At 34.7% G+C, this 15,366-nt stretch carries 17 protein-coding genes; 8 read left to right on the plus strand and 9 right to left on the minus strand.

The window, feature by feature from the left end; genetic code table 11:
* The first annotated feature begins 387 nt into the window (after positions 1-387).
* Positions 388-1,908, plus strand: coding sequence for a Na+/H+ antiporter NhaC family protein (locus K9V48_RS11150; RefSeq protein ID WP_224139077.1), 1,521 nt, complete (start codon positions 388-390; stop codon positions 1,906-1,908).
* Positions 1,909-2,281: 373 nt separating this feature from the next.
* Here K9V48_RS11150 and K9V48_RS11155 read toward each other — a convergent pair whose 3' ends face one another.
* The 6 genes from K9V48_RS11155 to K9V48_RS11180 all read right to left on the minus strand — a co-directional run bounded on the left by K9V48_RS11155 (position 2,282) and on the right by K9V48_RS11180 (position 7,991).
* Complete coding sequence (locus K9V48_RS11155; RefSeq protein ID WP_224139078.1) at positions 2,282-2,425, minus strand: hypothetical protein; 144 nt, start codon at positions 2,423-2,425, stop codon at positions 2,282-2,284.
* Between the two features lie 88 nt (positions 2,426-2,513).
* On the minus strand, positions 2,514-2,723 hold the full coding sequence (locus K9V48_RS11160) for an IDEAL domain-containing protein (protein ID WP_224139079.1): 210 nt from the start codon (positions 2,721-2,723) through the stop codon (positions 2,514-2,516).
* A 768-nt stretch (positions 2,724-3,491) separates the two neighbouring features.
* Positions 3,492-4,997, minus strand: coding sequence for a flotillin family protein (locus K9V48_RS11165; RefSeq protein ID WP_224139080.1), 1,506 nt, complete (start codon positions 4,995-4,997; stop codon positions 3,492-3,494).
* Between the two features lie 320 nt (positions 4,998-5,317).
* A complete protein-coding gene (locus K9V48_RS11170) occupies positions 5,318-6,028 on the minus strand; it encodes an EcsC family protein (RefSeq protein WP_224139081.1) in 711 nt (236 codons plus the stop codon).
* Between the two features lie 3 nt (positions 6,029-6,031).
* Positions 6,032-7,258: an ABC transporter permease gene (locus K9V48_RS11175; protein ID WP_224139082.1), complete on the minus strand. Its 1,227-nt coding sequence runs from the start codon at positions 7,256-7,258 to the stop codon at positions 6,032-6,034.
* The gene (locus tag K9V48_RS11180) at positions 7,245-7,991 is read right to left on the minus strand and encodes an ABC transporter ATP-binding protein (RefSeq protein WP_224139083.1); all 747 of its coding nucleotides are present in this window, start codon (positions 7,989-7,991) and stop codon (positions 7,245-7,247) included. Before K9V48_RS11180 ends, K9V48_RS11175 begins: the two co-directional genes overlap by 14 nt.
* Positions 7,992-8,884: 893 nt before the next feature.
* Between K9V48_RS11180 and K9V48_RS11185 the strand changes: the two genes are divergently transcribed.
* From K9V48_RS11185 to K9V48_RS11195, 3 genes are all read left to right on the plus strand, one after another.
* Positions 8,885-9,307, plus strand: coding sequence for an HIT family protein (locus K9V48_RS11185; RefSeq protein WP_224139084.1), 423 nt, complete (start codon positions 8,885-8,887; stop codon positions 9,305-9,307).
* 181 nt (positions 9,308-9,488) lie between these two features.
* Complete coding sequence (gene serC, locus K9V48_RS11190; protein WP_224139085.1) at positions 9,489-10,616, plus strand: 3-phosphoserine/phosphohydroxythreonine transaminase; 1,128 nt, start codon at positions 9,489-9,491, stop codon at positions 10,614-10,616.
* A gap of 319 nt (positions 10,617-10,935) precedes the next feature.
* Positions 10,936-11,463, plus strand: a complete 528-nt coding sequence (locus tag K9V48_RS11195) for a tryptophan transporter (RefSeq protein ID WP_224139086.1) — start codon at positions 10,936-10,938, stop codon at positions 11,461-11,463.
* Positions 11,464-11,548: 85 nt separating this feature from the next.
* On the opposite strand, the gene yhzF is transcribed toward K9V48_RS11195, so the two are convergent.
* On the minus strand, positions 11,549-11,740 hold the full coding sequence (gene yhzF / locus K9V48_RS11200) for a membrane protein YhzF (RefSeq protein WP_224139087.1): 192 nt from the start codon (positions 11,738-11,740) through the stop codon (positions 11,549-11,551).
* Positions 11,741-11,953: 213 nt separating this feature from the next.
* Here yhzF and K9V48_RS11205 point away from each other — a divergent pair, with 213 nt between their 5' ends.
* Both K9V48_RS11205 and K9V48_RS11210 read left to right on the plus strand, forming a co-directional pair.
* Positions 11,954-12,307 (plus strand): YtxH domain-containing protein, encoded by a 354-nt coding sequence (locus tag K9V48_RS11205; RefSeq protein WP_224139088.1) that lies wholly within the window; start codon positions 11,954-11,956, stop codon positions 12,305-12,307.
* 374 nt (positions 12,308-12,681) lie between these two features.
* On the plus strand, positions 12,682-13,272 hold the full coding sequence (locus K9V48_RS11210; protein WP_224139101.1) for an HTH-type transcriptional regulator Hpr: 591 nt from the start codon (positions 12,682-12,684) through the stop codon (positions 13,270-13,272).
* A 3-nt stretch (positions 13,273-13,275) separates the two neighbouring features.
* Here the strand turns inward: K9V48_RS11210 and K9V48_RS11215 are convergent, their stop codons facing one another.
* Positions 13,276-13,620, minus strand: a complete 345-nt coding sequence (locus K9V48_RS11215) for a DUF1878 family protein (RefSeq protein WP_224139089.1) — start codon at positions 13,618-13,620, stop codon at positions 13,276-13,278.
* 262 nt (positions 13,621-13,882) lie between these two features.
* Here K9V48_RS11215 and K9V48_RS11220 point away from each other — a divergent pair, with 262 nt between their 5' ends.
* Together K9V48_RS11220 and K9V48_RS11225 are read left to right on the plus strand one after the other, a co-directional pair.
* On the plus strand, positions 13,883-14,419 hold the full coding sequence (locus K9V48_RS11220) for a DUF3267 domain-containing protein (protein ID WP_224139090.1): 537 nt from the start codon (positions 13,883-13,885) through the stop codon (positions 14,417-14,419).
* A 266-nt stretch (positions 14,420-14,685) separates the two neighbouring features.
* Positions 14,686-14,865 (plus strand): hypothetical protein, encoded by a 180-nt coding sequence (locus K9V48_RS11225; RefSeq protein WP_111615590.1) that lies wholly within the window; start codon positions 14,686-14,688, stop codon positions 14,863-14,865.
* 138 nt (positions 14,866-15,003) lie between these two features.
* Here K9V48_RS11225 and K9V48_RS11230 read toward each other — a convergent pair whose 3' ends face one another.
* Positions 15,004-15,090 (minus strand): YjcZ family sporulation protein, encoded by an 87-nt coding sequence (locus K9V48_RS11230; protein ID WP_078435598.1) that lies wholly within the window; start codon positions 15,088-15,090, stop codon positions 15,004-15,006.
* Positions 15,091-15,366 lie beyond the last annotated feature (276 nt).

Below are 15,366 nucleotides of genomic sequence, written 5' to 3' on the forward strand. Positions count from 1 at the left end.
TATCTCCGAAAAATCGTAATAAGTGAAAATGGATATTCCTTATATAGAAAGAAATCTATCATTACTAAAATGTCTGATGGCATCCAGCCCATTACTTCAGAGTCATCTATCACTTCAATCAAAAGGATTTCACGGAAATTCCCTCATGACCAGCAAAAATGGTTCATCTCGTCAGAACCCTTATTACTTACATGAAATATCTTCTCACTTTTCTGAAAATAATCCACTTATACGATATATTCAGATAATATTACTAGGTAGATAATTAGATATTCATTCTAGTGTAATTCCAGAAATTATTTTCAAAAAACCATTGCATAATAATGCACATTAATACATAATTATGTCGATGTTATTTCATGTACATTATTTTAGGAGGACATCAGGATGGAACATCTAGGATGGGTGTCATTGATACCGCCATTATTAGCAATTGTGGCGGCGCTTGTGACAAAAAACGTTATTATTTCATTATTTTTAGGTACTTTTTCTGGAGTTTTAATTTTAGCTAGTGGGATGCCACTGACTGCAACTAAAACGATGATTGGCGAATATTTATTTGTTCAATTAACAGACGGTTACAACGCAGGAGTACTTGTTCTACTTGTGTTTATCGGTGGGTTTGTGGCCCTAATGGAAAAATCAGGTGGAGCCGCTGCTTTTGCTGAAAAGGTCATCAAATTTTTAAATACAAAGGCGAAAACACAACTTGCCGCTTGGTTTGGCGGTATTATTATATTTTTCTCAGATCTCGGTACACCACTTTTAGTAGGACCTATTTTTGAAAAGGTATTTGATAAGGCAAAAATTTCTAGAGAAAAATTAGCGTGGATTATTGATTCAACTTCTTCCCCTGTAGCCGTTCTTATCCCATTCATAGGCTGGGGCGTTTATATCATGGGACTTATTCAAAAAGAGTTCGATAGTTTAAAAATTACTGAAACAGATTGGGATGCTTTCATGCAAGCTATTCCATTTCAATTCTATCCAATCTTAGCGGTATTATTGGTACCACTTGTTGCATTAACAAAACTCGAGTTTGGCGCGATGGCCAGAGCTGAAAAGCGTGTACAAGAAACAGGCGCTATATTTTGGCCAAACTCCAAACCAATGAGAAAACCCGACAATATGGTAGAACTGCAGAATACAAAGAGCAAGGCAAGCTTAATATTGGTTCCGCTCTTAGTATTACTCGTGACTTTATTCGGAATGCTAATTCCTCTTGGATTTCCATTTGAAAAAATTGATGGCAGTGCCTTCCGTGTCGCTTTAACAACTGCTTACTTATTCGCAGCAATCGTACTAATTGTCATGATGGTTGTCTATAAAGTTAAAAAATTTGGGGAAGTCTTCGATATTTATTTATCAGGTATGCAAAGAATGATGACTGTCGCTGCTATTCTTGTCCTTGCTTGGTCACTAGGAACCGTGATGAAAAACTTAGGAACGGCCAATTATGTAGTCGAAATCATGGATGGAAATATCCCTGTTTACTTGATCCCTGCTATTCTTTTTGTGGGTGGCGCATGTATGTCATTTGCAACTGGTACATCATGGGGTACGTTTGCTATCATGATGCCACTTGCAATTCCAATGGCTGTTCACCTCGATGCTTCAATCTATATCTGTATTGGGGCCGTGTTATCAGGAGGAATCTTCGGGGACCACTGTTCACCAATCTCTGATACTTCAATCCTATCTTCAACTGGAGCTGGGACCGACCATATGGATCACGTAAAAACACAACTTCCATATGCTCTGATGAACGGAGCTTCAGCACTTGCTGCTTTCTTAATTGCTGGTATGACTTCAAGCGTCCTATCCCTTGGAGCGGCTATTATCTTCATGATTGTAGCGGTTTTCGTTATTTCGAAATGGCAGAGAAAAAACAGTGTTAGTGTTCAATAAGAGAGATTATTTCAAAGTGGCTTCTAGGCCCTTACTTCTCTTATGATGTATTAACATAGAAAAAGACATCTCTAGTAGCAAAAATGAAAGCAGTGGAATTCGCCAATCGAATCTCACTGCTTTTCACATTTTACAAGTTGAAAAAATATAACCATTTTTTCAATTTTTTAACTAAAGAGGCCCTTATTTTTTTCCCAAAAACCCTTCAACAAATGATTTTGTCGTTTCATTTGTTACAACATCTTCATAACTACTTAGGCGCATTTGCTTGCTTTTAGAAAAACCAAAAAGCGACCTTGTCAATTAAATGAACATAACAAGGTCGCTTACATTATTTCCTCACTCATAACTTTTTACCCTTTCAGTTTATTAACTAGTTAATATATTGTTTTTCCATTTTTGTTTCCGACTGTTCCCGTGCATCCTCATTAAACTGATTGAATAAATAAGTTAAATACGAATTTAATTCAAAACGATCTCCATTAACAAAGTCAGTTAAAATCAGTTTATTCTTCATTGACACTTTCCCCACCCTTACAATTATTTTTATCTTCATCCTTTCCAAACTATCAATCTCTTATACATCCATAACAATTTTTCTAGATTTAGGTAGTAATGTAACTCTTTAGTTCCTCAGTTAATCGGAGGAACTCTTGCTTATTTCGATCTTTTAACGAGCGGTCAATTTCCTTAAGAATTTGATCTTTCCGGTAATCACGAGAAACTTTATCTAACACCATTTCAACATATAAAGAATTAACAGTTTCTGTATCTACTTTAGGTTGTTGTGACGCACTACGTAAAAATTTCCCCATTGGAAACCATCTCCTTACTCTTTTTTTTTACAGACTAATAAGCTTATCTTTTCCCTGGATCGGTTCCACCTACCACAAAAGCTGTGACGGCCATTAATGCTATGCTATCCTATCTATCTTTAATTGTAACTGAAAACGCTTACAATTACAAATGATATTGAAAAAATTCTTATTAAAGGAAAATAAAGGAATATCCATTTTCTAATATCCCCTTAGTAATATTCCATTAAATTTATCAAAAACGCTTAAATTATAGTGTTAATAAGCTTCAGTTCGTTCGATAATCTTTCAGTTAATAACAAAACTGACGTATGTCAACTTACACGTCAGTTTTGAAGTTGTTTTATCGTTTAGCACCTATACTTACTTGATATAAAAGAAAGGTGACCTTCTGTGAGAATTGCTTTAATGCATCCTAGAAGTTAGCTTTTATTATCTTTTCTCTTCATTATTTCCCTTATGCAAAGCATGATTAATACAATGATTAAACAAATAGTAATGATATTTAACCAAAATAAATGGAACAAAAGGTTATTTAAGCTATCCATTACTATTAAAACGATTAATACATTCCATAATCGTGTTTGAGCCTTACTTTGACTACTCGATTTTTCAAAAAACAGGCCCACTCTGAGGCCACCCCGATTCCAAAAAAGCCAAATTAATAAAATGATATTATTCCATTTTCACCCATTTAAATTTACCCTTCAAATAATTATTTGAACATAGCCTAAACTAAACTGCTACTAAAATGTCCATTCTTGAATTTTACACTAACTCACTTACGAACTCTTCCTTATTAGTTTTTTCATCGACCTTGCCATGATCTAATCGAATCTCAGGTGTATTTGTCATCGTACCTTGATTAGTAAATCCATTCGACCTTGAAGCGTATGACTTTACTAATTCTGCTACATCAATACCTATCATTTCTTTCAATGGCTCTTGCATTTCAACCATTGTTTTTGTAATGCTCCTTCCAAAAGATGGGACACCTTGCCCGTTACCCGAATCAATAATTTTTACCGATTCAATATTGTTAAGTGGTTGGGCAATTTTCTCAGCAAATACTGGGAGCATTTCAATTAATTTCTCAGTAATAATGACATCACCGTGTTTTTCCATCGCTTCAGCTAATAGCTTACGAGCTTCCGCTTCAGCCTTACCTCGTTCGCGAATAACATCAGCTTCAGCAGAACCTTCCTCCCTGCGAATCTTAGCCTTTGCTTCCCCATCAATCTCAAGCTTACGCGCCTCTGCTTCCGCTTTACGTGTAGTTTCATAGTATTCAGCATCAGCTTTTGCTTTACGAACTTTACTTTCCTCTTCCTCTAACTTAACAGCTCGTTCCCGTTCTAGAAATTGAAGTGTTAATTCCTCTTCTTTTACTTCTTTCGCCAGTTTTGCCTTTTCTAACTCATAGGACTGTTCTGATTTCGCTCGAGCACGCTCCGTTTCTTCTTTGAAGGCAGCGTCTTTAATATCCTTTTCCTTTTTTGACTCTGCAATGGCAATTTGACGTTTGTATTCTTCCTCTTTGGCCTCTTGGTCAGTTTGTGCTTTATGAATACGAGTTTCACGCTCATTGTTAGCTTCTGCAATTTCTGCTAGTTTACGAACTTCAGCAATACGGGGTCTCCCTAAGTTTTCTAAGTAACCATTCTCCTCATCAGCATCACGTAAATCAGTAAGACCTAAGGACGTAATTTTGAACCCCATTAAGTCCAGTTGTTTTTGTGCTATTTCAGATACATCATAATTGAATTTTTCTCGATCACTGTTAATATCTTCTACCGTCATTTTAGAAAGAATTGCACGAAGGTTACTACCTAACACCTCAATGATTTCAGCTTCAATCTCATCTTGGTCTTTCCCTAAGAACTGCTCCGCATAGTTTGCAATCCCGTTTAATGTATCTGCTACCTTAACCATTGCTACAGCATCAGCAACAATTGGCACACCACCATTTGTGTAAACTCTTGGCGTTGATAACTTCAACTGAAATGATGTAAGATTTACAGGTGTTGATGTTTGGAATCGTCTTAATTGATAGCCCCCACCTCTGATGATCTTCATTGAACGTCCTTCTTGGTCAGAGAAAATATTGGACTCTTTCTCAGGATCACCTAACTTCGGTCCTGTAATAACTAAAGCTTCGTTGGACTTCGCTGTTCGGTAACGATATCTTACCCAAAAGAAATACCCAACACCTCCTAATGCAGCAACAATCAACACTGGAATTAAAAATATAAGTGCTCCAAAAAAATTGAACATTCTCGCTTCCCCTCCTGTATGTATTATTTTATAAAACCCTACAATTGTAGAGTATTTAACAAAGATCGTTATAAGCGCTTTAAATTCACCTTTAAGTAAACCCTTCATAACTACTTACATGTTCATATACCTAATACGAATAGGAGCGCTTAAAGTTTCAAAACTTTGGAAATTATAATAGTTATTAAAAAATAGAAGCAGTGTCATTTCATCAAATTGTGAAATACACTGCTTCTATTTTTTTCCTTGTATAAAGTGAGACTTCTAATATCTGGGTTTTGCTGCACTTTAATCTGCAATAAAAATGATTCAGTCGAATTTCAACGACTAGAAAAAATCCTTAATCGATAGCAATTCATTGCACATTCACCAAGATGCTGAACAAGGTGGTAATTAGCCACTCCTCCAACGACCGCGCCAATACCAGGAAGAAATTGCAGTAGCTTCACAAGATCGATATAGTCCCTGTACTCCTGTTGGAAGATTTGCCAATCTAAATCCTTCACTTCATGTTTTTTCGTTTCCCAATGTTCAATCTTATCAAGGGTTTCTTCTTTATATGTCTCACTTGAAAATGCTAATTGAAATACATATAAAAGAAATAACCGTTCTTCGTACTCCCTCGTGCTGTAGCCATAAATACTTGCTACTTCGAATAAAAACTTCATTTTTATACTTAAAAACAGTGGAAAATCCGCCAATCCTAAGAAAATACCACCAGCACCGGTTGATGCACCTTCGATCGCTGCTGTTTTTTTATATGTCTCGATCGATTTCTTTACTAGATTTTCGCGTTCTTCAAAGGAAAGGTTTTCAATTTCCTTAGGCTGTGTCGTAATATTTGATCCTACTAGTGTTGCCTGAACCATTTTCTTAATACTCTCAGTAATCGTATTGTGGACCTTTTCAGGAATCAATTGATTAATCTTACCTTGGGCCTTTTTTGAAGAACGTTCAAAAAAGGATGGCCTTCTTAATTGTTTATGCTTCCAGCGCCTTGCATCTTCTGACATTTGTGTTTCATAACTCATCCCTTAAACACCCTTTTCACTCTTCTTTAATCGATTTCTCATATAAACAAGAACGAACAAACTAACAAATATCGCATTGACACTTAAAGTCACGATAAATATGGCAATTGTGGATAATAACAATGTAACGATCGCAAAAATAATGACTTGCGCTAGTAGAATACGGAATATTATCTTCAAGAAACTATTTAGCTTATACTTTTCTGCGGTTGGATAAAGATTCGGTAGTTCCAATAATTCAAAATGCTTATATAAGCTCATAATCTGAATCCCCGTTAAAAACGTAAAAACAATAACAACGATGACATTTCCAACCAGTTGATTATTGATAAAGGTTAGAATGACACTGCCAATCATTGTAAGCCTAATAACGATTCCAAAATAATCGCCTGAACGAAGAAACCCTCGTACATATAAATATTCATATACACTCTTTTGATGATACTTTACTTGCTGCAATATCCAGTCGAGGTACTTCCGGCGTTTTGCTGCTTTTTTCAATTTTGGTACATCTGTAAACAGATTTGCAATTTTATAAAAAGATTGCTTCTTTTCTTCTTCCTTTTTGATTAGTTGGTCCCACTTTATTCCTTTGGACTTTACAAGTTTTGAAAAATAAACATCATATGCCGTCATAAGTAGGAATACGATCAAGACAAAAAGATATTGCTCGGAAAAAATAAAAAAGATCGCAGAAGCATTCAAGGCAAATCGAACAAAAAAATCACTCCACTTAGCCGATGCCTCTGTAAAAAACCCCATTTTCCAGCTTATGCGTAAATTCCAATATTTTACGAGTAGAAGCAAAATTAAGCTATAGAGTAACACACTTCCGTTCGCAGAAATAACTTTAACATATAGTGGTGCAAACAATATGATGGCAACAATGATCACGAAGCTTTGCGTAATCATACTGTAGGAAAAAGCTTTTTGAAAATAATTGTTTAACTTATATTCCATCGGAAGCAGGAACATCATATCCGCTTCTTTCAACAATGTACGGACATTTGAGCTAATGACAATAAATGAAAACACAATCGTCATAATGATAATTGCTGGGAAATCCGGTGATATTGTTTCCAGCCATTTTGAGTAAGTTAATGCTCCACCTGCTGCTAAGAAGATAAACACAAAAAGAAGATGGTCATTTAACATATACTTCAGGTAAGCTCTTGTTTCATTTATATGATGATTAACCCTCTTTTTCCAAATTTCATCAATGCTCTTCATCTTGATCTTCCTTTGTTAACTGAATATAAAGATCATCTAAAGTTGCATCCTTCATTCTAAACTGTTCCCTTAGCTGCATCAATGTTCCTTTAGCTCGAATTTCTCCATTATGTAAAATAATAAACGAATCACAGTATCGTTCAGCTGTAGCAAGAATATGCGTTGACATAAGGATTGCCGATCCTTGTGTTTTTGCCTTTTCCATCATTTCTAATAATGAATTTATGGCAAGTGGATCCAACCCAACGAATGGTTCGTCAATGATATATAGTGCAGGCTCAATTAAAAATGCACACATGATCATAACCTTTTGCTTCATCCCTTTTGAAAAATGAGCTGGAAACCATTTTAACCTTTTCTCCATTCTAAATTCCTTTAGTAACGGTTGAAGTCGTTTTTCGAACATTTCTTTATTTAAGCCATAGGCCATTGCCGTTAATTCAAGATGCTCATAAAGCGTTAACTCATCATATAAAATAGGTGTTTCAGGAATAAAGCTAAACTTCGAGCGATAAGCTGCTGGATCATCCGCAAATGTTTTTCCATTGATTGAAATAAGGCCTTTTTGCGCTTCCATTAATCCGATGATATGTTTAATAGTTGTACTTTTCCCTGCTCCATTTAACCCAATCAGTCCGACGATTTGACCATTATCTACTTCAAATGAAATATCCTTTAAAACAGGATTTCGTGAATATCCACCTGTTAAGTGATCTATTTTTAACAACGTCATTTTTTGTGGATCTCCTTTTTCTTTTTATCTTATCAAAATCAAATACACTTGTCCTAATTGAGATTATTTTTTTTCGTATAAAAGACGATAAACGGGACATCATAATTAGTGAGGAAGGGATAGCTTGTCAAAACGAAAACCTTAAAATGAGGTGTTTGTCCCAGACAACTTTTTTGACTCAAAGGGAGTTAATTATTCTAAACCATTGAATGCGAAATGAGGTGTCTACGGGCCGCAATTCTCTGAATTAGACGCTCGCATTTTACATCATATTGTAAATGCAAAGACAACAACCTTTTATTCCTATTTATTGTTAGGCTTATTTAAACACTTAACAAGGGGATGGTCGTTTTGGACAATGGTGATTATCACATCAGATAGCATTTAAATAAATGTTAAATGAGGTGTTTATCAAACGCAGGTAACCTTTTCTAAAAAATAGACTAGTGTAACCATTCATTACGAAATGAGGTGTCTACGGGCCGTAATTCTCTGAATTAGACGCTCGCATTTTACACATTTTGTAAATGAGGTGTTTGTCAAAGACAAAGACATTTTCTCTATATTGTTAGGCTAAATAACACTTAACAAGGGGATGGTCGCATTGAACAATGGAGATTTCACATCAAATAGCATTTATAACAAATGTTAAATGAGGTGTTTATCAAAGATAATATCCCATAAACTTGAGTTTTAACTTCCCTTCTTCAGGAACAGGGTGATCATCCGATTCACCCTGTTCTTTTTTTCGTTTATTATGGTAAAATACGGTTAACACTAGTAAAGTGAGACTCCTATCAATGGGTGTTTCTACCAATTAATAAGGAATAAACATGCACTACAAATGATGCTGAAAATAGTTCTTTGAAAATTTTTTGGAGGTATGTAAGAAAATGAGTGATTGTATTTTTTGTAAAATAGTTAATGGTGAAATTCCAAGTGCTAAGGTGTTTGAAAACGAGCATGTCTTTGCATTTCTTGATCTTAGCCAAGTAACAAAAGGTCATACGCTTGTCATTCCAAAAGTACATAAAGAAAATATTTTTGAATTAACACCTGAAATTGCAAGTAAAGTATTTGAGGTTGTCCCACAAATTGCAAATTCAATAAAAAAGCAATTTCAACCTGAAGGATTGAACTTACTGAACAATAATGGTGCACTTGCAGGACAATCTGTCTTTCATTATCACATGCACATCATCCCAAGATACGGAAAAGGTGACGGATTTGGCGCTGTTTGGAAATCCCATGAAGATCAATACACACCTGAAAAGCTACAAGAGATTGCCACTGCGATAAAAGATGGGTTGGAATAACGTCTAAAAAACCAAAGGTGCATTTTATTGCAATTTTGGTTTTTTTCTGTAGAATTTCGCCAGCTTATCGTAAAAGCAAGATTTTATCGAATCGGATTTCCTACCATTTAATCTGCTGACCAACTTTTTTTACGGCTGTCACAAACATGAAAATATTCAGTCTATATTTCCTTCTCTTTTCATGGTAGGATATGAGTATTATTTTACGAACAAAATCAAGGAGGACACTACATTGCGTGCTTATAATTTTAATGCAGGACCAGCAGCTGTTCCATTACCAGTGCTTGAACAAGCGCAAAAGGAACTAGTAAATTTCAAAAATACAGGAATGTCTGTTATGGAGCTTAGCCACCGTAGCAAAGAATATGAAGAAGTCCACAATCGTGCGATTACTTTACTAAGAGAGCTTATGAACATCCCTGATACGTATGAAGTATTATTTTTGCAAGGTGGGGGTAGTTTACAATTTTCAATGATCCCGATGAATTTTCTTCAAGAAGGCAAAACAGCTCATTATATTTTGTCAGGCGCTTGGTCTGAAAAAGCCTTAAAAGAGGCGAAGGATTTTGGCGAAACTCGTGTTTTAGCTTCAAGTAAAGATGCTAACTATACTCATATCCCTACGGATTACTCTTTAGAAGACATTAAAGATGGGGCATACTTACACATTACAACGAATAATACAATTTATGGGACTCAGTGGAACGAATACCCTACTAGTCCAATTCCATTAATCGCTGATATGTCTAGTGATATTTTATTCAAAGAAATAGATGTTGAGAAGTTTTCACTTATTTATGCTGGTGCTCAAAAAAACCTAGGTCCTTCAGGTGTAACTGTTGTGATTATTAAAAAGGACTTTTTAGAAACAGCTCGGACAAATGTTCCAACAATGCTCAGCTATTCAACTTATGCGGAAAATAACTCTTTATATAACACACCACCTACCTTCGCAATTTATATGCTTTCACTTGTATTAGAATGGGTGAAAGAACAAGGTGGAGTTAAGAGTATACAAAAAAACAATGAAGAAAAGGCTAAGTATATTTATGATGCCATTGACAATAGTGAAGGTTTTTATAAAGCACACGCTACTGAAGACAGCCGTTCATTAATGAATATTACATTTACACTACCTAATGAAGAGTTAACGAAAAAGTTCCTTCAAGAAGCAAAAGAGCGTCAATTTATTGGTCTTGCAGGTCATCGCTCTGTAGGCGGCTGCAGAGCTTCAACATACAATGCAGTACCTAAAGAAGCATGTGAAGCATTAGCTAACTTCATGACTGAATTTAAAAATCAAAATTAATCTGATGACCCTTCCTTAAGGGTCTAATTCTTTACTTTAAAAAATCTGTACGTTTTTTTCTAAAAATAAGAAAGTATAAATTTTTTGACTTAGTTTTCGTATCCAGCGCAAGCGTCCATCTCCTCTTGGGTCTACAGCCACTCTTGAATTGAAGGCAAAGAACACCTTCTATTCAAGAGCGTCTTATTTACTCGAGACTGATTAAGGCGCTTGCGCTTTTCATATTACCTGCTATAATATAAAATAACTTCTCTCGCAATAGGAAAATAGTTCACTATTGGAGGGAAATATTAAGAGTTTAGAAGAGGAGAGTTGAGAAATGAAGACAAAAGTTTTAGTTACACTATCGTTGTTTGCTGCAATTGGGGCCGTGCTCCATATGATCATGCCGCCCGTTTACAATGGAATGAAGCCAGATATGATGCTTATTATGATGTTTATTGGAATTATTTTATTTCCTAGTATAAAAAATGTAACCTTACTTGGGATTGTAACAGGGATACTATCTGCATTAACAACTACGTTTCCAGGTGGACAAATTCCTAATGTTATCGATAAAATTATTTCAGCATTCGTGTTCTATGGTTTATTCTTAGTTGTAAAGAAAATTGCACAAAAAGTCGCAGTAGCTACGATTCTAGCAGTTATTGGTACAATTGTTTCCGGAACAATCTTTTTATCAACAGCTTTATTAATTGTTGGATTACCAGGTGGTGCCGCATTCACAACACTGTTCTTACTTGTTGTACTTCCAGCAACATTGTTTAATGGAGCTGCGATGATTATCATTCTACCAATTGTGAAAACGATTTTTAAGCGATCTAAACTAACAACAACTACTATTTAATCATATAATCATGCCAACCCGATCAATTTGTGATCGGGTTTTTCTGTCAAACTTTCATTCATTCAAACTCCGCCTACCGCTTTCCTTATTGAAAATTGGTGAGGAAAATTCCTAGTAATAGTGCAACCCCTCCTGCTGAAGCAAGAAGCAACACCTTTTGCTTTATAATCTTTTTAGGTGGATAAGATGCTGATTGCTGCAAAAGTTTAAAATAATGAAAAGCTCCGATAAAAAATAATAAACTTATTAAAAAAAATAAAAAGATAACACCTGCCATGCTCACCCTCCTTTTAAACAATTAACTATTATCTGGACATCGTTCAATAGTACTACAAAAAAACTCTCCTAAATCTATACCCATACTTATGCGAACAAATATTTATCTATGTATAATGTTTAATAAGGACTTCTCTGGTTAGGTTGTTAAGAAGGACATTTAATTGTTAATGTAGAATTTTACAAATATCTCATATTAAATGGAGTGATGATTGTGTCAAAAAATAATGCATTATTATGCGGACTATTAGTAGGGGGAATAATTGGAGGAATAACCACTTTATTAGCTACCCCATCTTCTGGAAAAGAACTTCGCGGGCAGTTACAAATTAACCGTAAGAAGCTTGAAGAAACTTTACAACAAATAAAAGATGAGAGCATTGCTTTAAAGGACCAAATAGTAATTACTGCTAAAGAAAGCACAGGAGTATTACAAGATGTCTCTGCTGATTTAAAGAAAACAATCAATCAGTTTCAACAAGAAATTGAACCTCATAAAAAGGATTTACAAAAAGAATTTGAAGAGGTAGAGCTTAAATTAAAGCAACTAGAGAAAGCGTTACAATAACTCCTTCCCTTCTTTTTTAGAAGATAAGAGTATGCAGTTTTTGACTTAGTTTTCGTGTCCAGCGCAAGCATCCATCCCCTCTTGGGTCTACAGCCACTCAGGAATTGAAGGTAAAGAACACCTTCTAATTCCTGAGCGTCTTATTTCCCCGAGTCTGAACAAGGCGCTTACGCTTTCCTTAGACAAAATGTTTTTCTTATCTAGCAAAAAAGTGTGTTTGGAAAAATCCCTTCACACTTTTTTTGCGCCCTAAACTATTGGTAAATAAGGAATTATGAAAATATTTAAAAATTTCGTAAACTTTATCTTTATTAATCTTTATTTTATTGGCATAATAGAGAATAATACATTCGGGAAAGCAGGGGTAACCGATGATGAAGCATAATGAAAAGGAATATACGGTAAAAGAGGCGTTATTATTTAGTCAACGAGTTGCGCAGCTGAGTAAAGCCTTATGGAAGACAATAGAGAAGGATTGGCAGCAATGGATTAAACCTTATAACTTGAATATCAACGAGCACCATATTCTCTGGATTGCCGATCATTTAGATGGTGCTTCGATTTCAGAGATTGCTAAATTTGGAGTTATGCATGTATCTACTGCGTTCAACTTTTCAAAAAAGTTGGAGGAAAGAGGCTTTTTAGAATTCTCAAAAAAGGCTAATGATAAGCGAAATACGTATATTAAGCTTACAAAGCAAGGGGAAGATATTCTTTCAAAACTCTATGAAGATTTTAGTCCAGACAGAACCTCCATTTTGAAAGGGTCCCTTCCCCTTCAAAATTTGTATGGCAAATTCCCTGAAATGATGGAGATGATGATTGTCATTCGCAACATTTATGGAGATGACTTTATGGAGATTTTCGAACACTCCTTTAATAACATAGAGGATACGTTATATGAGGATAATGGACGCCTTACAAAAAAGCAACCTAAGTCAGAAAAGTTATTATCCTCGAGTTGACATCTACCTGAGTGATTCCTTTATTATAAAAAGGAAATCTTTCATTAGGGAGCTATACAAACCTTGTTTTGACATTGCATAAACAGTTTCATCTATTTCAAGCTTTGCATTTAATTGACCAGCAAACTGCGTAAGGAGATTAGTAAAGATAACTAATCCTTGCGCTTTTTGTTCTTCATGGAGAAAGCTTAAGTCATTACATAACGAATATAATTCTTCTATTTCCTCTCTTGTTAATCTTTTTTCCATGACTAAACGATAGAAAGGAAAACGATTTGGTTCAATCATTTGCAATAATAACGTTTGATAATACTCCAAAGTCTCCAAACGCTTTTCTAAGGAATTCATACCGCACCTTCTTTCCCTTTACACTTCATAGTTCTTAATTGTATAGTATTTCCTGCATTTATGAAAGGTATCATTTCTAAAGCAAGCTCTTTAAATCATTTCACTGAACAATTATTTTTAGTCAAAAACGTTGTTTCCACCTAAATCAATTTATTCCTTTATATTTAAGCGTTTCCACCATATTTTCTTATTGATTTTTTCTTCACAACGTCGTAAAGTATGGTTGTAGTCAAGACTGACACTAAATTTGGACGGTGAGATGATGAATTGCTGGAAAACCATAAACCTTTCAAAGGACGTTGGTCAACACAGAATCCTATTTATATCAATGCTAACGATGGTCTTTATCTTTATTTTAACCTATTTACCTATTAATTTACTATTACCAAACGTTCATCTTAAAGACGAACATTTTTTCATGTTTGTACTATTGTTACTTAGCATGTTCCCAATTCATAAATTATTACATGCAATTCCATTGCTTATAAGCGGAAATCGCGTTTCCATGAAAATAAAATTTTTCTACTTGCTTCCTGTCATCCAAATGAAAGCAAGTCAAAGTATTAAAAAGAGAAACATGCTCATATCTCTCATGAGTCCTTTTTTAATTCTTACAATTGCCCTTTTTTCAGGTAGCATGTTTTTCCCAGATTATGTGCATTATTTCTGTATCGCAATGGCCCTTCATATTGGCATTTGTGTACCAGATTTTATAATTAGTAAGCATATACTACTTGCACCTAAAATGAGTTTTATAGAGGAATTTGATGATGGATATGAAGTACTTGTCCAACGATAACATGATCGTAAAAAAAAGGTGATAAGGTCCTTATCACCTTTTTTATGTTAATCACAACTAATCCCCAGAAGTCAGGTTTACTCCTAAAAAACGATAATTCCTAAAGTTATTGATTGGTTTCCATCATTCAAATCTGATTACCTATTTTAATGTAGAGATGTATTCATTACCACTTTTAAATGTTAATTTTTATCAGTAGTCAATGCTATCTTTTTCATAAATAGTTTGGTAATGTAATATGTATAATGAAGGAAGGGGGATCTCAAATGTTAATTTTCTTCATTTTGTTTGCAGTCTTTATCTTGTTTTATATAAACAAGCTTACAAATGCTTTATGCCTAGTTCGCGAGATTCCTGAAGACCGCCAAACAAATGTTTTTAGAACAATAAATGTGCTTATTACTATTTTACTCATCTCCTCATATATAGAAATCTTATTTACGTAGATTACTATTAAGAGAATTGAAACTACTTTATAGTCATTAAGTATGATTGCTGACAGGTATCCCTGTCAGCTATTTTTTTATCTACCGGAATTTACCTGCGATTGATTTCATCCCTATAGATAAGTCACTTTTTTCATTTTATAACCATGCTGCACCAACAATGATTAACAAAATGAAAAGTACAACGATCAACGCGAATCCACCTGCGTATGCTCCTCCACCCATTTCGCCACCTCCTTTACTTATTATTTATGTTATCCTATGCATCAACGCCTATCTTTGATTAGGCATTTATCCTATGGATAGAAAATTTATGATTTCCTTTACCTATTCACTGTATCTTATGGACACTTTTATCTTATGATTGGACTTTTACCCAATTTAAACCTCATTCTAAGTGTTGTCATTCAACGCGATGTCCTTAACCAATAATGTTCCGAAATATGAAGTGGCCAAGACCAAAACGAAACAGAAACTCCGTTGTCATAATACAGAATACTT

Source organism: Metabacillus rhizolycopersici, from assembly GCF_020075705.1.